Source organism: Bradyrhizobium sp. CCGUVB14, from assembly GCF_024199935.1.
GTDB lineage: Bacteria > Pseudomonadota > Alphaproteobacteria > Rhizobiales > Xanthobacteraceae > Bradyrhizobium.
Map to the genome: position 1 here is coordinate 5,391,782 of NZ_JANADS010000001.1, position 21,369 is coordinate 5,413,150.

At 64.9% G+C, this 21,369-nt stretch carries 21 protein-coding genes; 8 read left to right on the forward strand and 13 right to left on the reverse strand.

Annotated features, from left to right (window positions below; genetic code table 11):
* Positions 1-7 precede the first annotated feature (7 nt).
* Positions 8-412, reverse strand: a complete 405-nt coding sequence (locus NLM32_RS25075; RefSeq protein ID WP_254131525.1) for a cupin domain-containing protein — start codon at positions 410-412, stop codon at positions 8-10.
* 18 nt (positions 413-430) lie between these two features.
* Entirely contained in the window at positions 431-1,129 is a 699-nt protein-coding gene (locus tag NLM32_RS25080; protein ID WP_027536148.1) for a ribonuclease activity regulator RraA, read from the reverse strand.
* A gap of 247 nt (positions 1,130-1,376) precedes the next feature.
* On the opposite strand from NLM32_RS25080, the gene pxpB reads away from it, so the two are divergent.
* Genes pxpB through NLM32_RS25095 form a run of 3 tightly spaced genes read left to right on the forward strand, consistent with a single transcriptional unit; the run spans position 1,377 to position 3,941 of the window.
* Positions 1,377-2,108 (forward strand): 5-oxoprolinase subunit PxpB, encoded by a 732-nt coding sequence (gene pxpB, locus NLM32_RS25085; RefSeq protein WP_254131526.1) that lies wholly within the window; start codon positions 1,377-1,379, stop codon positions 2,106-2,108.
* Positions 2,105-3,142, forward strand: a complete 1,038-nt coding sequence (locus NLM32_RS25090; protein WP_254131527.1) for a biotin-dependent carboxyltransferase family protein — start codon at positions 2,105-2,107, stop codon at positions 3,140-3,142. The genes pxpB and NLM32_RS25090 overlap by 4 nt, the downstream gene beginning before the upstream one ends.
* A gap of 28 nt (positions 3,143-3,170) precedes the next feature.
* Entirely contained in the window at positions 3,171-3,941 is a 771-nt protein-coding gene (locus tag NLM32_RS25095; RefSeq protein WP_254131528.1) for a LamB/YcsF family protein, read from the forward strand.
* Positions 3,942-3,968: 27 nt separating this feature from the next.
* Here NLM32_RS25095 and NLM32_RS25100 read toward each other — a convergent pair whose 3' ends face one another.
* The 6 genes from NLM32_RS25100 to NLM32_RS25125 all read right to left on the reverse strand — a co-directional run bounded on the left by NLM32_RS25100 (position 3,969) and on the right by NLM32_RS25125 (position 10,779).
* The gene (locus NLM32_RS25100; protein ID WP_187434626.1) at positions 3,969-4,121 is read right to left on the reverse strand and encodes a hypothetical protein; all 153 of its coding nucleotides are present in this window, start codon (positions 4,119-4,121) and stop codon (positions 3,969-3,971) included.
* 306 nt (positions 4,122-4,427) lie between these two features.
* The gene (locus tag NLM32_RS25105; protein ID WP_254131529.1) at positions 4,428-6,041 is read right to left on the reverse strand and encodes a sulfite reductase subunit alpha; all 1,614 of its coding nucleotides are present in this window, start codon (positions 6,039-6,041) and stop codon (positions 4,428-4,430) included.
* Positions 6,038-7,834: a NirA family protein gene (locus NLM32_RS25110; RefSeq protein ID WP_254131530.1), complete on the reverse strand. Its 1,797-nt coding sequence runs from the start codon at positions 7,832-7,834 to the stop codon at positions 6,038-6,040. The genes NLM32_RS25105 and NLM32_RS25110 overlap by 4 nt, the downstream gene beginning before the upstream one ends.
* Before the next feature lie 13 nt (positions 7,835-7,847).
* Positions 7,848-8,678: a formate/nitrite transporter family protein gene (locus tag NLM32_RS25115; RefSeq protein ID WP_254131531.1), complete on the reverse strand. Its 831-nt coding sequence runs from the start codon at positions 8,676-8,678 to the stop codon at positions 7,848-7,850.
* Between the two features lie 350 nt (positions 8,679-9,028).
* Positions 9,029-10,192, reverse strand: coding sequence for a CmpA/NrtA family ABC transporter substrate-binding protein (locus NLM32_RS25120; RefSeq protein ID WP_254131532.1), 1,164 nt, complete (start codon positions 10,190-10,192; stop codon positions 9,029-9,031).
* Positions 10,189-10,779: an ANTAR domain-containing response regulator gene (locus tag NLM32_RS25125; RefSeq protein ID WP_148772657.1), complete on the reverse strand. Its 591-nt coding sequence runs from the start codon at positions 10,777-10,779 to the stop codon at positions 10,189-10,191. The genes NLM32_RS25120 and NLM32_RS25125 overlap by 4 nt, the downstream gene beginning before the upstream one ends.
* Before the next feature lie 112 nt (positions 10,780-10,891).
* Here NLM32_RS25125 and rimO point away from each other — a divergent pair, with 112 nt between their 5' ends.
* Complete coding sequence (rimO, locus tag NLM32_RS25130) at positions 10,892-12,217, forward strand: 30S ribosomal protein S12 methylthiotransferase RimO (protein ID WP_254131533.1); 1,326 nt, start codon at positions 10,892-10,894, stop codon at positions 12,215-12,217.
* A 100-nt stretch (positions 12,218-12,317) separates the two neighbouring features.
* Here the strand turns inward: rimO and NLM32_RS25135 are convergent, their stop codons facing one another.
* The gene (locus NLM32_RS25135; RefSeq protein WP_254131534.1) at positions 12,318-13,259 is read right to left on the reverse strand and encodes a hypothetical protein; all 942 of its coding nucleotides are present in this window, start codon (positions 13,257-13,259) and stop codon (positions 12,318-12,320) included.
* A gap of 123 nt (positions 13,260-13,382) precedes the next feature.
* On the opposite strand from NLM32_RS25135, the gene NLM32_RS25140 reads away from it, so the two are divergent.
* Both NLM32_RS25140 and NLM32_RS25145 read left to right on the forward strand, forming a co-directional pair.
* A complete protein-coding gene (locus tag NLM32_RS25140) occupies positions 13,383-14,528 on the forward strand; it encodes a tetratricopeptide repeat protein (protein WP_254131535.1) in 1,146 nt (381 codons plus the stop codon).
* A gap of 256 nt (positions 14,529-14,784) precedes the next feature.
* Complete coding sequence (locus NLM32_RS25145; RefSeq protein WP_254131536.1) at positions 14,785-15,981, forward strand: acetylornithine transaminase; 1,197 nt, start codon at positions 14,785-14,787, stop codon at positions 15,979-15,981.
* A gap of 121 nt (positions 15,982-16,102) precedes the next feature.
* On the opposite strand, the gene NLM32_RS25150 is transcribed toward NLM32_RS25145, so the two are convergent.
* The 3 genes from NLM32_RS25150 to pcsA form a co-directional block, all read right to left on the reverse strand.
* Positions 16,103-17,077, reverse strand: a complete 975-nt coding sequence (locus NLM32_RS25150; RefSeq protein WP_254131537.1) for a quinone oxidoreductase — start codon at positions 17,075-17,077, stop codon at positions 16,103-16,105.
* A 75-nt stretch (positions 17,078-17,152) separates the two neighbouring features.
* Positions 17,153-17,887, reverse strand: a complete 735-nt coding sequence (locus tag NLM32_RS25155; protein WP_254131538.1) for a TerC family protein — start codon at positions 17,885-17,887, stop codon at positions 17,153-17,155.
* Positions 17,884-18,621 (reverse strand): phosphatidylcholine synthase, encoded by a 738-nt coding sequence (gene pcsA, locus NLM32_RS25160; RefSeq protein ID WP_254131539.1) that lies wholly within the window; start codon positions 18,619-18,621, stop codon positions 17,884-17,886. Before pcsA ends, NLM32_RS25155 begins: the two co-directional genes overlap by 4 nt.
* A 128-nt stretch (positions 18,622-18,749) precedes the next feature.
* Here pcsA and NLM32_RS25165 point away from each other — a divergent pair, with 128 nt between their 5' ends.
* Positions 18,750-19,934, forward strand: a complete 1,185-nt coding sequence (locus tag NLM32_RS25165; protein WP_254131540.1) for a UbiH/UbiF family hydroxylase — start codon at positions 18,750-18,752, stop codon at positions 19,932-19,934.
* 3 nt (positions 19,935-19,937) lie between these two features.
* On the opposite strand, the gene NLM32_RS25170 is transcribed toward NLM32_RS25165, so the two are convergent.
* Positions 19,938-20,891 (reverse strand): AEC family transporter, encoded by a 954-nt coding sequence (locus NLM32_RS25170; protein ID WP_254131541.1) that lies wholly within the window; start codon positions 20,889-20,891, stop codon positions 19,938-19,940.
* A 106-nt stretch (positions 20,892-20,997) separates the two neighbouring features.
* Here NLM32_RS25170 and hspQ point away from each other — a divergent pair, with 106 nt between their 5' ends.
* A complete protein-coding gene (gene hspQ, locus NLM32_RS25175; RefSeq protein ID WP_018317973.1) occupies positions 20,998-21,330 on the forward strand; it encodes a heat shock protein HspQ in 333 nt (110 codons plus the stop codon).
* Positions 21,331-21,369 lie beyond the last annotated feature (39 nt).

Consider the following 21,369-nt stretch of genomic DNA (forward strand, 5'->3'; position numbering starts at 1 on the left):
AATGGCGCTAGCCGAGCGGCGCGCCGTATTCGGCGTCCGTCACCGGCTCGAGCCAGGTCGAGAAAACGCCGTCGAGCGCTTCCTGCATGGCGATGTGGCACATGCTGTTGCCCGGCGAGGCGCCGTGCCAGTGCACTTCATTCGGCGGGATCCAGACGGTATCGCCGGGACGGATTTCCTTGACCGCGCCGCCCTTGGTCTGGACGCGGCCGACGCCCGAAATCACGTAGAGCGTCTGTCCAAGCGGATGATGGTGCCAGTTGGTGCGGGCGCCCGGCTCGAACGAGACGCGCGAGACGTTCAGCCGCGCCGGTGCCGGCGCCATGTTGATGGGGTCCTGCAGCACGGTGCCGGTAAAGTTTTCCTTGGGCGCGCGGCGGGTCGGCCGCGTGCCTGCGAGCGTGATGTCCATGGGATACCTCGTTTCCTGTTACTTCTTGCTGGCGGCGTAGCGCGCCTTGGTCTCGGCGTTCATCGGATAGAGGCCCGGCAGCACCGCGCCATTGTTCACCTCGTTGACGATCCAGGCTTCCATGCGCTCCTGCTCGACGCCCTCATTGAGGACGTGCTCGAGCATCGCCTGCGGGATCAGCACGCAGCCGTCCTGGTCGGCGACCACGATGTCGTTCGGGAACACGGCAACACCGCCGCAACCAATCGGCTCGCCCCAGCCGACGAAGGTCAGGCCCGCGACAGACGGCGGCGCGGCATAACCGTCGCACCACACTGGAAGGTTGGTACCGAGCACACCCTCGACGTCACGCACCACGCCGTCGGTGACGAGCGCGGTGACGCCGCGCTTCATCATGCGGGCGCAGAGGATGTCACCGAAGATGCCGGCGTCGGTGATGCCCATGGCATCGACCACCGCGATGCAGCCTTCCGGCATCGCCTCGATCGCGGTGCGGGTCGAGATCGGCGACGACCAGGATTCCGGCGTCGCCAGATCCTCGCGCGCCGGCACAAAGCGCAGCGTGAAGGCAGGGCCCACCAGGCGCGGCAGGCCCGGGCGCAGCGGGCGCGCGCCGCGCATCCACACGTTACGCAGGCCCTTCTTCAGCAGGACCGTGGTGATGGTGGCAGTGGTGATGCCGGCGAGGGTCTTGCGGGCTTCAGGGGACAGCGACATGGAAACAGACGAGCTCCGGATGGGCGGGAAAGAACGCGCGCATCTTGCGAGCCGGACGCTTGCCGTCAAGGCCCAAAGCTCTGACGAGAACGCGGCCCAGCCGGGCTGTTATGCGACGCGATAACAAGGCTTTATCGCCACCCCTTGCATTAATTTATTGGACTTGCGGGCGCATTTACGCGAAGCAAGGTGATGCGGAACTCAAGGCCGAGCCCGCGCTTTTCCAAAGGCCCGATTTCGACATCTCATGGCCGCGACGCTCCCCCCGCCCCGCCTTTTGCCCAGTGGCGACAGCGCCGTCACGGTCGAGTTCAGCCGCACCATCGACGACGCCGCCAATGAGCGCGTGCTGGCGCTCGACAAGGCCCTTGCAGCCGCGCCCATCGAGGGCATCTCCGAGACGATCCCGACCTACCGCTCGCTGCTGGTGCATTACGATCCCGGCAGGATCGGCTTTGACGCGCTCGGCGAAAAGCTGCTCGCGATCGCCAGCCAGCCGCTGCCGCCCACGACGAAAGCGCGGCGCTGGCGCATTCCCGTCGCCTATGGCGGCGAGCACGGCATCGACCTCGAGGACGTCGCGAAAGCGCTGAACACCACGCCCGACGATATCGTGGCCCGCCACGCCGGCGGCGATTATCGCGTCGCCATGATCGGCTTCACGCCGGGCTGGTCCTATCTCAGCGGCCTCGACAAATCCCTGCACATGTCGCGACGGCAGAGCCCGCGGCTGTTCACGCCAGCCGGCACGATCTCGATCGGCGGCATCCAGGCGGGGATCCAGTGCCTGGCCGCGCCAAGCGGCTGGCATCTGCTTGGCCGCACGCCTGTTAGAACCTATCAGCTCCACCGGAATCCGACCTTCCTCACCGAACCCGGTGATCGCGTGACGTTTTTCGCGATCGACCACAAGACGTTCGAGGAGCAGGACCGCGCTGCGGAGGCCGGCGAGATCATTGCGGAGCGGGTGGACGCATGAGCAGGCTCGTCGTCGCCAGCATCGGTCCCGCGAGCTCCGTCCAGGACGGCGGGCGCCACGGCGCGCAGCGCTATGGCCTCACGGTCAGCGGCGCGATGGACCGGCTGGCGCTGGCCGCGGCGAATACGCTGGTCGGCAACGAGCCGTTCGCAGCCGCAGTCGAGATCGGCCCATTCGGTGCCACGTTCACGGCCAAGGACGGCGCCGTGCGCGTCGCCATCGCGGGCGCGCCGCGCAACGCCGATGTTGCCGGGAAACCCGTCGCGATGGACACATCCGTCACGCTGAAAGACGGCGAGACGCTAACGCTGGGCTTCGCCCGCGGGGGCGCATTCACGTATCTGGCGATCGAAGGCGCCATCACAGGCGAGCTGGTGTTCGGCAGCCTCGCGGTGAATGCCCGCGCCGGTCTCGGCAGCCCCTACCCGCGCCCGCTCCAGGCCGGAGACGAGTTCGCGGTCGATGCCGCGAGCGGTGCACCCGAACTGCGGATCGAATTGCCGAAGGCGGTGAGCGGCCCGATCCGCGTCGTGCTGGGGCCGCAGGATGACGAGTTCGACGACGCCAACAAGGCGCTGTTCCTCGACAGCGAGTGGAAGATCTCGGCGACCTCCGACCGCATGGGCTACCGGCTCGAGGGCCCCGCGATCAAGCATCTGCACGGCCACAACATCGTCTCCGACGGCACCGTCAACGGCAGCATCCAGGTGCCCGGCAATGGTTCGCCGATCGCGCTGATGATGGATCGCGGCACCTCCGGCGGCTATCCCAAGATCGCAACCGTGATCACGGCCGATGTCGGCCGTCTGGCCCAGACCTCGGCCGGCACGGCGTTCCGCTTCAAGGCCGTCACAATGGCCGAGGCGCAAGACGAGGCGCGCAGATTTCAACAGCTGATCCGCACCCTGCCCGATCGCCTGCGTTCGTCCGACACGGTCGAGCTCAACATCGAGGCGCTGAGCGATGCCAACGTCGCGGGCTATGCGGTGAGCGCGGTGGATGCCGGAACCTGGCAGGTGACGGCCGAGCCGTAAACGACAAGACCAAAGGCGGAGAGCAGCCATGAAGACGATCGATCTCAATTGCGACCTCGGCGAAGGTTTTGGCGCGTGGGAGATGGGCAACGACGCCGCCATGATCGACCTCGCAAGCTCGGTCAATGTCGCCTGCGGCTTCCATGCCGGCGACCCCGACATCATGCGGCGGACGGTGGAGCTGGCGAAAGCGCGCGGCGTCTCGGTCGGCGCGCACCCTGGATATCGCGACCTGCACGGCTTTGGCCGGCACCCGATCGCGGGCCTGAAATCATCCGAGATCGAGAACCTCGTCGCCTACCAGATCGGCGCGCTGCAGGCGATCGCCACCGCGGCCGGCCACAAGGTGACGCATGTGAAGGCGCATGGCGCGCTCTCCAATGTCGCCTGCGAGGACGACATGACGGCGAAGGCGATCGCCGCCGGCATCAGGGCAGTCGACCCCAGCCTGATCTTCGTCGTGCTCGCCAACTCGAAACTGGTGAAGGCCGGCGAGGACGCGAACCTGCCGATGGTGCACGAGGTGTTCGCCGATCGCGCCTATGAGGACGACGGCAATTTGGTCTCGCGCAAGAAGCCCGGCGCGGTGCTGCACGATGCCAAAGCCATTGCCGATCGCGTGGTGCGCATGGTGCAGGATGGCGCGGTGGTGTCGGTCACAGGCAAGGTCATCAAGATGCGCACGGACACCGTGTGCATCCACGGCGACACGCATGGCGCCGTCGAGATCGCACGCACCTTGCGTCAGGCGTTGAAGGATGCGGGCATCGAGGTCGCGCCGTTCAAGCGCCGGGCGTGAGGCACATTACGAGAGCTGTCAATCTCGCTAGAACGGGTGCACCGAGAGCGTGCCGAACACGATCGCGGCAATGACCGCGAAGGCGCTATAGAGCCCGATGTGATGAGCGTTCGCCGCGGTCCGACGCGAGAGCGAGCGCGCGTAGAAGTGCAGTCTGGCTTCCGCCGATAGTTCGCGCATGGTCGATCTCCAACGCCCCATTTGCGGGATTATGAGGGATCGACCGGGGTGGCGGGCAAGACGGCCACGGAAATAGCGATGAGCCTTCTCTGAAGATGGCCCATCCCAGGTGCAAATTCTCTTCCGGCCCGGGTTCCGAGAATCTTATTCGTTAAGATCCAAGCCAGATGGAACCCGCTGGATGACACCTAGATGACAGCGCACCTTCCCGTCCAACGTGAATCGCGAAAACAACCCCATGCACAGTAGAACGCGGTCGCCGGCGCCCTGCGCGGCGCCGGCGATTCAGGACACTCCCACCGAGGCTTAGTACACGTCAGCCTGGAAGCGGCCCTTCTTCTTGAGGTCGGCGACGAAGCTGACGGCCTCGTCGGTCGAGCGCGCGCCGAACTGGGCGACGATGTCAACCAGCGCACGCTCGACGTCCTTGGCCATGCGCTTGGCATCGCCGCAGATGTAGAGATGGGCGCCCTCGGCGAGCCACGTCCAGACTTCGCGGCCGAGCTCGCGCATACGGTCCTGCACGTAAAACTTCTTCTCGCCGTCACGCGACCAGGCGAGCGACAGGCGCGTCAGAAGGCCCGAGGTCTTCATCGCGTTGAGCTCGTCGCGGTAGAAGAAATCGCAATCGCTGCGCTGATGGCCGAAGAACAACCAGTTCTTGCCCTGCGCGCCGGTCGCCTTGCGATCGAGCAGGAAAGCGCGGAACGGCGCAATGCCGGTGCCGGGGCCGATCATGATGACCGGAATCTTCGGATCCTCCGGCAGACCGAAACCGTGCGCCTTCTGCACATAGACCTTGAGCTTGTCGCCCTCGTTGATGCGCTCGCCGAGGAAGGTCGAGGCGACCCCGAGGCGCTTGCGCTTGCCGATGACGTAGCGCACGGAATCGACCGTCAGCGACAGCTTTCCAGGCGTCGCATTGTGCGACGAGGAGATCGAGTAGAGCCGCGGCTGCAGCGGCTCCAGCGCTTCGACGAAGGCTTCCGGATGGGGCCGCGTGCCCGAAAACTTCTGCAGCGCCGCCATCACGTCGAGCGTCGCCGCATCGCCATCGGGATCCTCGCCCTGCGCCAGCGCCCGCGCCTTCTCGCGCTGCGCACCGCCGGTGATGAAGGAGAGCAGCTCGAACAGCTTATCGGGCGCAGGTGAAAGAGAAACGTCCTCGACCAGCGCTTCGCGCAGCGTCTTGTTGTTGACCTTGGTGGTGTGGGACGCCCCGAGCAGCGCGATGATCTGATCAACGAGGCCGAGATCGTTGCGCGCGAACACGCCGAAGGAGTCGCCGACGACGTAATCGAGCTTGCTCTCGGAGAGATCGAACTCGACGTGATACGTCTCCTTCTCGGAAGCTCCCTTGTTGAGCAGGCGCCGCGACAGGAAGGTGGCGTCGGCTGGATTTTCGCGGGCGCGGCCGAGCTCGGCCTTCACCTCGGGCGCAGCCGGTGCACTGGTGGTCGCAGCCGCCCCCGTCGCAGGCTTCGCGGCCGGCGCCTTGTCGACCTCCTCGAAGAGCTGCTTGAGCATCCGCGCCGTCTCCTTGCCGCCGGGGGCACAGAGGTTGAGGCGCGCTTCGCTCTTGTTGGCGATCGAGTCCGAATAGTCGGCGCAATTGTAGCCGCACTGACCGCAATCCTGCTGCGCCATCGCCGCCATCATACGGCGGCGGAGCGGACGTCCCTCCGCAAGCTTCATGCGGTCGGCGATCGCCATCCCGGGATCGTGCCAGGGAGCCTCACCGTCATCGCCGTCGCCCTGCGGCGCCAGCATGACCCCGCTCTCAATCGGCGACAGAGCCGTCGAGCCGTCGAGGCCGAGCATGCCGACGAGAAATCCGTTCAGCCACAGCCGCTGGCCCTCGCTGAACGGCGCATTGGCCGGAATGATCTCGATCTTGGGAGGCACGGACATCTGGGTCATGCTGCTACTTCCGCTTCGGCGAGTTTGCGCAGGGCTTCACCGTCATGGCGACGGGAGAAGGTCAGGAACGTCTCTTCGGGCGAGGCGCGATTGGCGAGATAGGCCTTCAAAAGCCCCTCGACGATCTTCGGCGTATCCTCGGCCTTCAGGTTTTGAAACACCTCCTGCCCGATATCGGCATCAGGACCGAAGCCGCCGCCGGTGAAGAGGTGATAGCCCTCGACCTGGTCATCCTCCGTCGCACCCGGCACCTTGGCCGCGATCAGGCCGATGTCGGAGATGTAGTGCTGCGCGCAGGAGTGATGGCAGCCGGTCAGATGGATGTTGAGCGGCGTGTCGAGATTGATGCGCTCGTCGCACCAGTCGCCGATCGCGGCGGCATGGCGCTTGGTGTCGGAGGCCGCGAACTTGCAGCCGGCATTGCCGGTGCAGGCGATCAGGCCGGCACGAACGTTCGAGACCTGCGTGGCGAGGCCAAGCTTCTCGACCGCGGCGGTGACGAGCGCGACGCTCTCATCGCGCACGCCGGAGATCAGCAGGTTCTGCCAGACCGTCAGGCGGATATCGCCGTCACCGAGATCCTGCGAAATCTTCGCCAGCCCGCGCATCTGCTCGCACGTGAGCTTGCCGACCGGCAGCGCCACGCCAACCCAATTGAGCCCGGCCTGCTTCTGCTTGTGCACGCCGATATGGGCCATGCGGTCGGACAATGGACGCGGCAGAAGCGCCTCGGCCGGCACGCGTGCGAACGGCTTCTTCAGCCGCTCCTCGACCAGCTTGAGGAAGCCGTCGTGCCCCATGATGTCCAGCACGTATTTCAGCCGTGCCTTGTTGCGGTTGGTGCGGTCGCCATGCTCGATGAAGACGCGCACGATGGCATCGGCCACAGCGGTCGCGTCTTCCGGGCGAACGACGATGCCGGAATATTTCGCGAAGTCCTTGTGGCCGGTGATGCCGCCGAGGCCGAGCTTGAACCAGACACCGGGCTCGACGCCGTGGCCCTCCTTCACCTCGACCGCGGTAAAGGCGATGTCGTTGGTCTCCTCCAGCGCGGCGATCTTGCCGGCGCCGTCGAAGGCAACGTTGAACTTGCGCGGCAGGCCGAACAGCGAGCGGTCGTTGAGGATGTGGTAGTGCCATTCGCGCGCATAGGGACGCGTATCCAGCAGTTCCTGCGGATCGATGCCGGCCGTCGGCGTGCCCGTGACGTTGCGGATGTTGTCGGCGCCGGCGCCGCGCGAGCACAGGCCGATATCCTGCACGCCCTCGATCAGCGCAACCGCGTTCTTCGGTTCGATCTCGCGGATCTGGAAGTTGGCGCGGGTGGTGACGTGGGTGTAGCCGCCGCCGCAGCTTTCGGCGATGTCGGCGAGGCCCGACATCTGCCAGTGCTTCAGGATGCCGTTGGGAATGCGCAAGCGGGCCATGTAGGAGGTCTGCGCCGGTGCGACCCAGAAGATGCCGTAATAGCGCCAGCGGAAATTGTCAGCCGGCGTCGGGTTGGCGTTGTTGCGCGCCTGGTCCTTCAACCGATCATACGCATCGAACGGATGCATCTCGCGCTTGAACTTCTCCTGGTCGGCGAGCTTCTTGCCCGCGGCCGTGAGCTTGTCCTGCGCCTTGATCCCTGCTGCGTCCGGCCCCGTCGGCTCAGACGGAGCGTTGGCCGCAGGCGCGCCGCCGGCTGCGAAGGCGCGCCCGACACGTCCGACCTGCATGCCGGACATGAAGCCTTCGAGATAGCGCTTCTGCTCGTCGGAGAAATCGGCCGTGGGTGCTGTATCGAGTTTCATGGGCTGAATGGACCTACTCTGCTGCCTGGACCGCGACCTGCGCGACATCGGCCGTGGGCTTGGCGGGCTTGTACGTCGCGTAGAGCGCAAGGCCGGTGAAGACGAAGCCGCCGACGAGATTGCCAAGCGTCACCGGGATCTGATTCCACAGCCACCAGTCGCTGAGCGAGACCTTGGCGCCGAGCAGCATGCCGGTCGGGATGACGAACATGTTGACGACGGCGTGCTCGAAGCCGAGCGCGAAGAACAGGAAGATCGGCAGCCAGGTCGCCGCGATCTTGCCGACCGTCGAGGTCGAGGTCATCGCCATGACGACGCCGAGGCAGACCAGCCAGTTGCAAAGGATCGCCTTGACGAAGACCGAGACCATGCCGGCGGTGCCGATTGCGGCATTGCCGATGGTCTTTGCTTCGGCCACTGCAACGATGCGGGCGGCGACGCCGGCGACCTCGACCTTGCCCATGTTGGTGAGCGCGATCGCGATCAGCGCGCCGAAGGCAAGGCTGCCGAGCAGATTGGCGACGAACACCCAGGACCAGTTGGCGATCACCGCATTCCAGCTCGCCTTGCCTTCGAGGCGGGCCAGCGGAACGATGGCGAAGCTGCCGGTGACGAGTTCGAGGCCGAGCAGCACGATCATCACGAGGCTGACCGGGAAGATCAGCGCGCCGACAAGGGGCTGGCCGGTGGTGAGAGCGCCGCTGAAGGCGAGCGTGGTGGCGGCGCCGAGCAGCGCGCCGGAGATCGCGCCGCGGATCATGATGTCGCGCGGGGCGAGCGCCAGCTTCTTCAGGCTGGCATCGACCATCGAGGCCACAACGTCAGAGGGTTTCGCGTAATCCATATCGAAGCTCCAGCTTGCCGCGCGCAGGCGGCGTCAACGGGTTGAACGGACGTTGATCGCTGGGAGCCGGTTGGAGGCGCATCAGCGCCCAGCCGGAACCCGGAGCGATCCGATCAGCTTCGTTGCTGCGGAAATCCACCATGGACCTGGAACCGCCGGCGCCCACGCCGGGCGGCTCAAGACCTCCTATTCAAGACGTGTGCCAACGCAGCATGAACTGCAAAGACACGTAAAATCAGTGATTTAGGATTGTGTGCAGTGCATGAAGTGGATCGCAATTCATGCTGCTTCGGGCAGCAATGGCCCAAAGAATAAGCTTCGAATCAGAATGATTACTTTTTAGGCAGAGACTAAAGCGCCCGCCGTCCGACCTCGAAAGAGGCGAGATAGCCACCCACGTCGGTGGGGTCGAAGGCCGGTCCGGCGAAGGCACCGAACGGCGTGCTGGCCTGACCATCCCCGGCCCGCCCAAGGGCGGCGTCATAGAGGTCCGGCCGGAACACGGCCATCGCCGTCCTGAGCGCTTCGGGGCTCAGCGCCGTCTGTCCCCACCGGACCATTTGCGCGTAAAGCCAGGCGGCCTGGACCGGATCCGGGCGCCCTGCCCCTTCGCGTCCCACCAAAAGATAGCGGCCGCTCTCGCGCACCGCGCCCTCGGGCGCGATCTTCAGGCGCCCGGTGAGCGAGCGCTGGATCACTTCGGCGTCGACACCAATCCGCTCGGGCTGCGCGAGGAGTTGTGCTGCCTCAGCCAGATTTGCCGGCTGCTCGATGAACGCGGCCGCCTTCACCGCGGCGCGAACCAGCGATGCAACCACGTCCGGATGCTTGTCGGCCCAGACCTGGCGCACCGCCAGCACCTTCTCTGCAGCCCGCTCCAGAATATCGGAGACGAAATGCAGGATGTGGCCGATGCCGAGATCGACCGCGACCGAATTCCAGGGCGCGCCGACGCAGAAGGCGTCGACATGGCCGTTGGCGAGGCTGTCGACCATATAGGGCGGCGGCAGCACCACCAGGCGCACGTCCTCGTCGGGATCGACGCCGGCCGCCGCCATCCAGAACCTCAATTGATAATTGTGGGTCGAGAACGGAAAGGTCATGCCGAAGGTCAGCGGATCGGCACCCGCCCTGCGCCGCTTGGCCACCACCTTCGCCAGCGCCTTTGCGGTCGCGAGCGGATCGAAGCGGTCGCCGTCGATCTCCTCCATCAGCGCGGCGTGGAGCGCGGGCGACACCGTAATCGCATTGCCGTTGATGCCGAGATTGAAGGGCGCGGCGATCGGCACCTTGACGTGACCGAGCCCGAGCGACGACGCGATCGCCACGGGGGCGAGCAGATGCGCGGCGTCGAACAGGCCGATGTTCAGCTTGTCGCGCACGTTGGACCAGGACACCTCGCGCACCAGCTCGACCTCGAGCCCTTCGGCCGCGGTGAAGCCCTTGTCGACGGCGACGATCAGGGCGGCGGCATCGACCAGCGGGATGAACCCGATGCGGAGGGGTGCGGTCATTTCAGCATCTCCGACGCGGTGATGATCGATTGCGCGATCTCGCCGATTTTCTTCTTCTCGCGCATCGCGGTGGAGCGCAGCAGCACATAGGCCTCGTCCTCGGTGAGGCCCTTGACCTTCATCAGGATGCCCTTGGCCTTCTCGATGATCTTGCGGTCCTCGAGCTGCGACTTGGTCCGCTCCAGCTCCTCCTGGAGCTTGGCGAAAGCGTTGAAGCGCGACACGCAGAGGTCGAGGATCGGCTTGATGCGCTCCTTCTTCAACCCGTCGACGATGTAGGCGGATACCCCTGCCTCCACGGAGGCCTGGATCGAGGATGAATCGCTCTGGTCGACGAACATCGCGATCGGCCGCCGCACGGCGCGGCTGACCTGGAACATCGCCTCCAGCACGTCGCGGCTGGGGTTTTCGAGATCGATCAGGATGATGTCGGGGTCCACCGCATAAATACGGGCGAGCAGGCTCTGCATCTCGCGGATGTGGACGATCTGCGTGAATCCGGCCTCCCGCAGCCCCTCTTCGAGGATCGCGGCCCGGATCGGGCTCTCGTCGACAATCACGATTTTAGGCGACTGTTCGGCGCTCATAGCTCACTCGCAACCCGGCGATTCATCCATAGCATGCCGGACGCCCATGCAAAGGGTTGTAATTATGAGCAATTGGGACTAGCTCAAGCCCGTCAATCAGGCAGATTTGGATATGGATCAGACGGCTGCGCCCAAGGTCAGCTTCGTGTCACTCGGGTGTCCCAAGGCATTGGTGGATTCCGAGCGCATCATCACGCGCCTGCGCGCCGAGGGCTATGAGCTCGCCCGCAAGCATGATGGTGCCGACATCGTCATCGTCAACACCTGCGGCTTCCTCGACAGCGCCAAGCAGGAATCGCTCTCGGCGATCGGCGAGGCCATGGCCGAGAACGGCAAGGTGATCGTCACGGGCTGCATGGGCGCCGAGCCCGAGCAGATCGAGGAGGCCTATCCCGGCGTGCTCTCGATCACCGGTCCGCAGCAATATGAGAGCGTGCTCGACGCCGTGCACCGCGCGCTGCCGCCGGCGCACAATCCGCATCTCGATCTGGTGCCGCCGCAGGGCATCAAGCTGACGCCGCGCCACTACGCCTATCTGAAGATTTCCGAGGGCTGCAACAACCGCTGCACCTTCTGCATCATCCCGAAGCTGCGCGGCGATCTCGTCTCGCGTCCGGCCAATGACGTGCTGCGCGAGGCCGAGCGTCTCGTCGGCGCCGGCGTGAAAGAGCTGCTGGTGATCTCGCAGGACACCTCGGCCTATGGCGTCGATCTCAAATATGCCGAGAGCCCGTGGAAGGATCGCCAGGTCCGCGCCAAATTCCTCGACCTCGCCCGCGAGCTCGGCGAACTCGGCGCCTGGGTTCGCCTCCAATACGTCTACCCCTACCCGCATGTCGACGAGGTCATCGCGCTGATGAACGAGGGCAAGGTGCTGCCCTATCTCGACATTCCGTTCCAGCATGCGAGCCCCGACGTGCTGAAGGCGATGAAGCGCCCGGCAGCCCAGGACAAGACGCTGGCGCGCATCAAGCGCTGGCGCGAGGAATGCCCCGATCTCGCGCTACGCTCGACCTTCATCGTCGGCTTCCCCGGCGAGACCGATGCCGACTTCGCCTATCTGCTCGACTGGCTCGATGAAGCCGAGATCGATCGCCTCGGCTGCTTCAAATACGAGCCGGTTGCGGGCGCGACGTCGAACGCGATCGCAAATCCCGTGCCGGAGGAGATCAAGCAGGAGCGCTACAACGCGCTGATGGCGCGTCAGCAGAAGATCTCGGCGCGCAGGCTGAAGCGCAAAGTCGGCACACGCCAGCAGATCATCATCGACGAGGTCGGCCCGACGGTGGCCAAGGGCCGCTCCAAGGCCGATGCACCGGAGATCGACGGCGCGGTGTATCTGTCGAGCCGCCGCCCGTTGCGCGTCGGCGAGATCGTCACTGCGAAAATCGAGCGCGCGGATCAGTACGATCTGCACGGTAGCGTCGCGGGGTTCTGAGGTTACTGCGTCATTGCGAGCGTAGCGAAGCAATCCAGAATCCGTCCGCGGAGACAGTCTGGATTGCTTCGCTACGCTCGCAATGACAATGTGGATGCAGTTAAGCCAGCCATTTCGGCACCCAGCGCTCCGGACGCGGGGCACGGGTGAGATCGGCCTGAGCCTCGGACAGTTTCGCCGGCTCGCCATCGATCATCGGGCGCCCATCGTATTCGAAATTGGGCATGACGCGGCCGTCGGCATAGAGGCCGAATTTCATCGCATACCAGAGCCCGAGCTCAGGCTGGGCGCGACGCATCTCCTCGCGCAGGTCGCGCAGCAGGGATTCGATTGAGGCGGCCTCCTCGAACGGCTGCGGTCCGCGCGACAGGACGCGCGCCTCGTATTGCTTGCCGACGATCGCGACCTCGAAATGGGTCTTGTCCCAGGCGTTCTTGCCCTTGGGCAGATGTGCGGCGAGCCGCCAGCCGAGCTCGGCCATCAGGCGGTGATTGGCCCAGTATTCTTCGCGGTCGCGGCTCCACTTCTCGACGAAGCCGCGGAAGTCGGGCAGCTCCGAGGTGACGTCCTCGCACGGCACCGGCTCGCCAGGCGGACGCCGGGCGAGCCATTGCGCGAGCTCGACGGTCTGCGGCTCGACTTCGTCATGCGGCCGCAGGTCGTGCCAAGCCTTGTCGAATTGCTGCGAGGTCAGTTTCGTCAGCAACGCATCGAGGGACGGTGCGAGCAACTCGTAATCGCCCTCCGAGCCCAGCCCTACGATCGGGGGATCGTCGCGGTCGAGACCGGCGCCGTACCAGCCACCGACGGCCGAGCCGTCAGGCAGGCGCATGAACAGCGCGAAGCGGTCGCGCAAGGGGCTGCCGTCGAAGATCGGGGCCTGATCGGAGAACTGGCCTTGCAGGGAGAAGCAGCCGACGCTGCCCCAGGCGCGCCCGTTCAGCCAGCCGGCAAAATCCAGCAGCAAAGGCGGCGCCTCGATGCCCGGCGGAAAGGCGCCGCGAATGCTGTCGAGGTCGATCGGATAAGGCGTGTCGGACAAGGCTGAAAACTATCTGGTTGGTCCCGTACCCGTTGGTCTGTCCCGATTTGCGTCAGGTTCGAACCAATTCGCGTTCCGAGATCACAAACGCGCTAGAGGCTTGTTGGTTTCTGCGCGGCAAAAATGAAACACAATCACAAGATCTGGACCTGCCTGTGCACGATCGCCGCAGCATTGACTTTGCTCACGTTCCCGGCGGCGGCGCAATCCCTCTCGGCTTCACAGGCGCGCCAATGGTGCTTCGCCAAGGACGACAAGGTCAGCGACGACCAGCGCATGGACGGATGCACCGTCGTGCTGAAGTCCAACCCGTCGAATGCGGCCGCGCTTGCCAATCGCGGCGAAACCTATCGGCGCAAGGGTGATTCGGAGCGCGCCGTCGCCGATCTCAACCGCGCCCTCGATCTCGATCCGAACGACGTCCTCGCCTGGTACAATCGCGGCATCGCCTATGACGATCTGGGCGACCGCGATCACGCCATCGCCAATTACACGCGCGCGATCCAGCTCGAGCCCGACGATGCGCGCTACTACAACAACCGCGGAAACTCTCGCATCGCCAAGAACGACTACGAGCGCGCAATGGCGGACTACGACCGGGCCATCAAGCTCAACCCGAAATTTGCGCTGGCCTATTTCAATCGCGGCAGCACCTTGCGCGAACACCACGAGGCCGAACGCGCGCTCGCCGATCTCGACATGTCGATCAAGCTCGACCCCAATTACGGCCCGGCTTACGGCAATCGCGCGCGCATCTTCCGCGACAAGGGCGACCGCCCGCGCGCGCTGGCCGATTTCGGCAAGTCGATCGCACTCAATCCGAACAACGACCGCGACGCCTATGCGCGCGCCGACATGTATTTCGACGACCACGACTATGCGCGGGCGCTGGAGGACTATGATCGCTCGATCAAGGCCAATCCAGGATATTCCGGTGTGTTCAACGCACGCTGCATGACGCACGCGATCCTCGGGCAGTTGCAGGAGGCGCTCGCCGATTGCGATCAAGCGCTCAAGATGCGCCCGAACGATCCCTACACGCTGGACAGCCGCGCCCTCACCTTCCTCAAGCTCGGCAATCTCGACGCGGCGATCGCCGATTACGACGCGGTGCTGAGTGCGAAGCCGGGGCTCGACAGCTCGCTCTATGGCCGCGGGCTGGCGAAGCGCAAAAAGGGGGATGCCGACGGCGCAGCCCGCGACATCGCGGCGGCGAAGGCGATCAATGCCGGCATCGCCGATACGTTCGCACCCTACGGCGTTCAGTAGGTCGAGCTTGACAAGCCCTGCCGTTCGGCTGTACGGACCCGCCCCATGATCAATTCCCGGACCCATCTGCGCCAAGCCATGCGTCGTCGCTCCCGCGACGATGATGGGTTGCGCCATGTCCGACGACGCCGCTGAACCAGTAAATTCAGCACAGTTTTCGAGAAGGCCGCACCCGCAAAGTGCGGCCTTCTTGTTTTTCGCGTCCCTTTTTCACCCGCCCCCCAAAAGATCTTGGCTATCTCCAGAGGAGTTCGACATGACCACCGCCACCCATCCGTATGACGCGCTGATGGACATCACCGCACGGCCCAAGGCCGTGTTCGTCCGTGGCGCCGGCTCATACCTCTGGGACGACAGCCGCAAGCGCTACCTCGATTTCGTGCAGGGCTGGGCCGTGAACTGCCTCGGCCACTCTCCGCCGGCGGTTGCGGATGCGCTGGCGTCGCAGGCCAAGCGCTTGCTCACGCCGAGCCCGGCCTTCTACAACGAGCCGAGCCTCAAGCTGGCGCAGGCGCTGGTCGAGAACAGTGCGTTCGACCAGGTGTTCTTCGCCAATTCGGGTGCAGAGGCCAATGAGGGCGCGATCAAGCTCGCGCGAAAATATGGCAGCCTGCACAAGAGCGGCGCGTTCGAGATCATCACGTTCGAGGGCAGCTTCCACGGGAGAACGCTGGCGACGATGTCGGCCTCGGGCAAGAAAGCGTTCGAGCCGCTGTTCGAGCCGAAGGTCGCCGGCTTCAAGAAGGCAAAACTCAACGACATTGCCTCGGTCGAGAAGCTGATCGGCAGCAACACCGTTGCGGTGATGCTCGAGCCGATCCAGGGCGAATCCGGTGTGTGGCCGGCGACCGATGCGTTCCTGCGGGAGCTGCGTGCACTCACGGAGGCGCACGGGCTGCTGCTGATTTTCGACGAGATCCAGACCGGCATGGGCCGGACCGGAAAGCTCTTCCACTATGAGCACACCGGCATCGCGCCCGATATCATGACGCTCGGCAAGGGCATCGGCGGCGGCGTGCCGCTCGCAGCGCTGCTTGCGACCGAACGCGCCTCCTGCTTCGAGCACGGCGACCAGGGCGGCACGTTCAACGGCAATCCGGTGATGTGCGCGGCCGGCCTTGCGGTCCTCGACGAAGTCAGCAAGCCGGCGTTCCTGAAGCAGGTGGGCGAAACCGGCCTGCTGCTCGAAAGCGAGCTGCAAAAAGTCTCGGCCCGGCATGGCCTCGGCGGCGTGCGGGGACGCGGGCTGCTGCTCGCGCTCGACCTCAAGCTGCCGATCGCGCCCGGCATCGTCGCGCAGGCGTTCGAAGCCGGCGTGCTCCTCAACGCCCCGCAGCTCGACGCGCTGCGCTTCATGCCGGCGCTCAACGTCGCGAAGGCCGAGATCGCCGAGATGATCGATTGCCTCGATGGGATCTTGACGAAGGCCGGCGCGGCGAGATGCGTGGCGTAAGTGAAGGTGCCGTAGGGTGGGCAAAGCGAAGCGTGCCCACGTTTTCTCTATTGTGAAGAGATCGTGGGCACGGCGCTGCGCGCCTTTGCCCACCCTACGAGATCTCGACCGTGACGGCGAGTTACGGCTTCAAAATCGACGCCCCGGTCGTCTTGCGGCTCTCGAGATCGATGTGCGCCTTCGCCGCATCCTTCAGCGCATAGGCGTGATTGATCGGCACGTGAAGCTTGCCGTTGATGACGGCGGAAAATAGCGTGTCGGCGCCTTCCAGCAATTCCTTGCGCGTGCCGATGTAGTCGTTGAGCTTCGGCCGGGTGGCAAACAGCGAGCCGTGATTGTTCAGCTCGGCGATCGAGAACGGCGGCACGGGACCTGAGGCATTGCCGAACGAAACGAACATGCCGCGCGGCTTCAGGCACGACAGCGAGCCGGGGAAGGTCGCTTTGCCGACGCCGTCATAGACGACGTCGCAGCCCTCGTTGCGGCTGATCTGTTTGACGCGCGCGACGAAGTCCTCCTCGTTGTAGAGGACGACGTGGTCGCAGCCATTGGCCTCGGCAAGTTCGGCCTTCTCGCGCGACCCGACGGTGCCGATGACATGGGCCCCCAGCGCCCTCGCCCATTGGCAGGCCAAGAGACCGATCCCGCCGGCAGCGGCATGGATCAGCACGCGATGATGCGGTTCGACCTTGAAGGTCTTGTGCAGGAGATACCAGACGGTCAGCCCCTTGAGCATCAGCACGGCGCCCTGCTCGTGGGTGATGTGGTCGGGCAGCTTGACCAGCTTCTCCCAGGAGATGTTGCGCTCGCTCGTATACGCGCCGAGGTTGTGGTAATAGGCGACGCGGTCGCCGGGATGGAAATTCGTCACGCCGGGCCCGACGGCCAGGACCTCGCCCGAAGCCTCGTTGCCGGCAATGAAGGGCAGCCCCGGCGCCTTGTAGAGGCCGGTGCGGTAATAGACGTCGATGAAGTTCAGCCCGACCGCATGCTGGCGGATGCGCACCTCGCCGGGTCCCGGCGCCGGAACGTCGACGCTCTCATAGACCAGTGCTTCGGGGCCTCCGACCTTGTGCACACGGACGGCTTTGGTCATCACCTGACCTCCTCTTCTCCAAGGCCAGCGAAAGACATAGCGCCTGCCTTGTCAACTCGACCCAAATTGGAGCGGCTAGACGGACGGCTTGCTGGCCCTCCTGCGGTTACGCTTCGCCAGCACATTGAAGAACTCGACCGCCGCCGAGAACGCAATTGCGAAATAGATGTAGCCGCGCGGAATGTGGAATTTGAATCCATCCGCAACCAGTGCGACCCCGATCAGCACCAGGAACGCCAGCGCCAGCATTTTCGTGGTCGGATGCTCCGCGACGAATCGCGCCACCGGTCCCGACGAAATGTACATGACCAGGCACGCGATCACGACGGCGGCGATCATGATCTCGAGATCCTGCGCCATGCCGATCGCGGTGATGATCGAGTCCAGCGAGAACACGATGTCGATGACGATGATCTGGACGATCACCCAGAAGAAGGCGCTGCCGCCGGATTGCTTCTTCCCCTCGCCGTCATCGGCCTCGACCTCGGCGTGGATCTCGTGCGTCGCCTTCGCGATCAGGAACAGGCCGCCGCCGATCAGGATCAGGTCGCGCCAGGAGAAGTCATAGCCGGAAAACGACAACACCGGCGCGGTCAGGCCGATCAGCCAGACCAGCACGCTGAGCAAAATGATGCGGAACACCAGCGCCAGCGCCAGCCCGATCTGGCGGGCGCGATGGGCCTGCGGCTCGGGGATTCGCGAGACGATCACCGACAGGAAGATGACGTTGTCGATGCCGAGCACGATCTCGAGCGAGGTCAAGGTCAGCAGCGCGGCCCAGGCCTCCGGGCTGGTCAGCAGATGCATCATGCGAAGGACCTTGCGAGGCGGATCAGCGCATCGCTGAACGCGATCCAGAGCGCGATCGCGCAGAGCGCAACCGTCACGCCGGTGCCGACGCGAAAATCCATCTCCAGCGCGTAGAGCCCGAGCAGCGACCAGACCGCAATCAGCGACATCGTCAGCCAGCGCAGCCGCACCACACGAACCGGATGCAGGACGTGGAACGGCACGAAAGTCAGCACCACCAGCGCCGCGACCAGCAGCGTCGACGACAGCGGCGGCCAGTGCAGCAGGAACAGATAGAACGCCGCCGCATTCCACAGCGCCGGAAAGCCGCGGAAATGATTGTCATCGGCCTTCATGCGCAGATCGGCGAAGTATAATGCGCTGGTGACGATGATGGCGATGCCGAGCAAGGGCGCCGCCACCGGCAGCAACAGGCCGCTCGCCACGATCGCATAGGCCGGCACGAAGACGTAGGTGACGAAGTCGACCACGAGGTCGAGCACGTCGCCTGACCAGTTCGGCTGCACGTTCTTGACGTCGAGCCGGCGCGCGATCGGCCCGTCGATCGCGTCGATGATCAGGGCGACGCCGAGCCAGCCGAACATCGCCGCCCAGTGCTCGCGCACCGCCTCCAGCATCGCCAATAGCGCGATCGCCGCGCCGAAGGCGGTGAAGATGTGCACCGAAAAAGCCGCGGCCCGGATCGCGGGCGTCGGCTTGAGGGAATCCTCTTGGCTGTCGATCTGAGTTTCCATGGCTTCTGCTACCAGAACGGGACCGATTTGCACATCCGCCGTCGCGGCATTGGGTCGCGCAATTCGTCATAAAAGCAGGCAAAATAGGTGGGCTTGAATTTGTCGTGGGGCGTGTCAAATGTCGTTCCATGACAGACGCATCCACACTCTTTGACGCGGCCATTATCGGCGGCGGACCGGCCGGCCTTGCGGCAGGAATTGCTCTGGCGCAGGCCGGTGCGCGGACCGCGCTGGTGGCGCGGCGCCTGCCCTATGCCGACAACCGCACCACCGCGCTGCTGGGTGCCTCCGTCGACCTCCTGGAAAGCCTCGACGTCTGGTCCCGTTGCAAAGACAAGGCGGCCGGCCTCGAGGTCATGCGCCTCGTCGACGACACCGGGCGGCTGTTCCGCAGCCCCGAGGTCCGGTTCTCCTGTCATGAGATCGCGCTCGAGGCGTTCGGCTACAACATCGACAACCGCTCGCTGATGCTGACGCTGGAGGCGCGCGCGGCCGAGTTGCCCAGCCTCGTCCGTTTCGACGACGAGGCAGAGAACGTCGTCATCGAAGCCGATGACGTCGCAATCCGCACGGCGTCCGGACAATTCCTGTCCGCGCGGCTCGTGGTCGGCGCCGACGGCCGGCACTCGCTGTGCCGGGAGGCCGCCGGGATTGCGGTGACGCGGCGCGACCTGACGCAGACGGCGCTGACCTTCAACGTCAGCCATGCCCGGCCGCATCGCAACGTCTCGACCGAGTTCCACACCCCGCACGGCCCCTGCGTGTTCGTGCCCCTGCCCGGCAACCGCTCCAGCATCGTCTGGGTCTCGGCGCCTGCGGAGGCCGAACGGCTTCGCTCCCTGAGCGACGAAGAGCTCTCCGCGGCGATCGAGAAACAGTCGCATTCCATCCTCGGCCGGATGACGGTCGAGCCCGGCCGCAACCTGTTCCCGCTGGCGATCGAACGACCAAACGCCTTCGCGCGCGACCGCATCGCGCTGGTCGGCGAAGCCGCCCATGTGGTTCCCCCGATCGGTGCTCAAGGCCTCAATCTCGGACTGCGGGATGCTGCCGACATTGCGAGGCTCGCCGGCGACGCCATCGCCGCCGGCCAGGATCCTGGCGCAGCCGACGTGCTCAAGCGCTACGACCGGGCGCGGCGTCCGGACATTCTGAGCCGGACCTTTGCGATCGACATCGCCAATCGCTCGCTGCTCAACGATTTCCTGCCACTCCAGCCGGTCCGCGCTGTCGGCATGCACTTGCTCGGCGCCATCGGCCCGCTCCGGCGCTTTGCCATGCGCGAAGGGCTGACACCGACCTGGCGGAAGTAGCGTTCACGGAAACACCAGCCGGCCGGTCTGCAGCAACCACATCACGGTGGTCAGCGTGACCACGGATGCGAACGTCCCGAGCAGCACGGCGACCGAGGCGGACTCGATCCAGGCATCGTTCTGGCGGGCAATCACGAACACATTCAGCGCCGGCGGCAGCGAGGCCATCAGGATCGCAGTCGCGGCCCAGGGCTGTGCGAACGGACCGAACGCCAGCATCAGGCCAAACGCTGCAAGCGGATGGATCAGCAGCTTGACGGCGATGACGCCCGGCACTTCCCAGGGCACGCGGTCGAACGGCCGCAGCGCCACCGTCACGCCGAGCACAAACAACGCAGTCGGCGCAGCGGCGTTCTGGAGGAAGATGATGGTGCGATCGAGCGCCACCGGCAGCTCGATATGGAGTGCGGCGACGGCTGCACCAAAGCAGGCCGACATGATCAACGGGTTGAGCACGATCTGTTTCAGCACGACACCGAAGGCATGCACGATCGAGGGATGATCGCGGTCCGACAGCTCGATCAGCAGCGGCACGATCGTGAACAGGAAGATGCTGTCGCAGCAGAAGATCAGCGCAGTCGGCGCCGACGCCTTCGGCCCGAGCACGGCCAGCGCCAATCCCGGCCCCATGTAGCCGATATTGCCGTAGCCGCCGGAGAGGCCCGCCAGTGTCGCCTCACGCAGTGTCAGGCCGCCAAGCACCTTGCCGACGACCAGCGCCAGCGTGAACGCGGTAACCGTCGACAGCGTGGTCGCAACCAGGAACGGCGGATTGTTCAATTCGGAAAACGGCGTCTTCGACATGATCGCGAACAGCAGCGCCGGCAGCGACACGTAGAGCAGGAAGAAGTTCATCCAGGCGAGGCCCGATTCCGGCAGCGACTTGGCCTTGCCGCAGGCGAAACCGACGAAGATCAAGCCGAAATAAGGTAGCGCCAGATTGAGGATATCGACCATTGATGAAGTGACTTCTGAAGACCTGGGGGTTATCTCCCCCGCAACCGCGGGCTAATTCCAGATCAGGGCACTAGCATCGGCCACAATCCTGGTCTATCGACGGGGAATGATTAAAGCGCGGACCGCCAAATTCCAGATCGGACAGGTCGTTCGCCACCGGATCTTCTCGTTCCGGGGGGTGATTTTCGACATCGATCCGGAGTTCAACAACACCGAGGAGTGGTGGCTGTCGATCCCTGAGGAGGTGCGGCCTCACAAGGATCAGCCGTTCTATCATTTGCTCGCGGAGAACGCGGAGTCCGAGTACGTGGCCTACGTGTCCGAGCAGAACCTCCTGCCCGACGAATCCGGCGAACCGATCCGACATTCCCAGGTCGCCGAGATCTTCATCAAGAACAAGGATGGCGGCTACCGCCCGCGCAATCCTTCACTGAACTGAATGTCTCCGCCGACAAGCGGCCAGCAAAAAAGGCGCTCG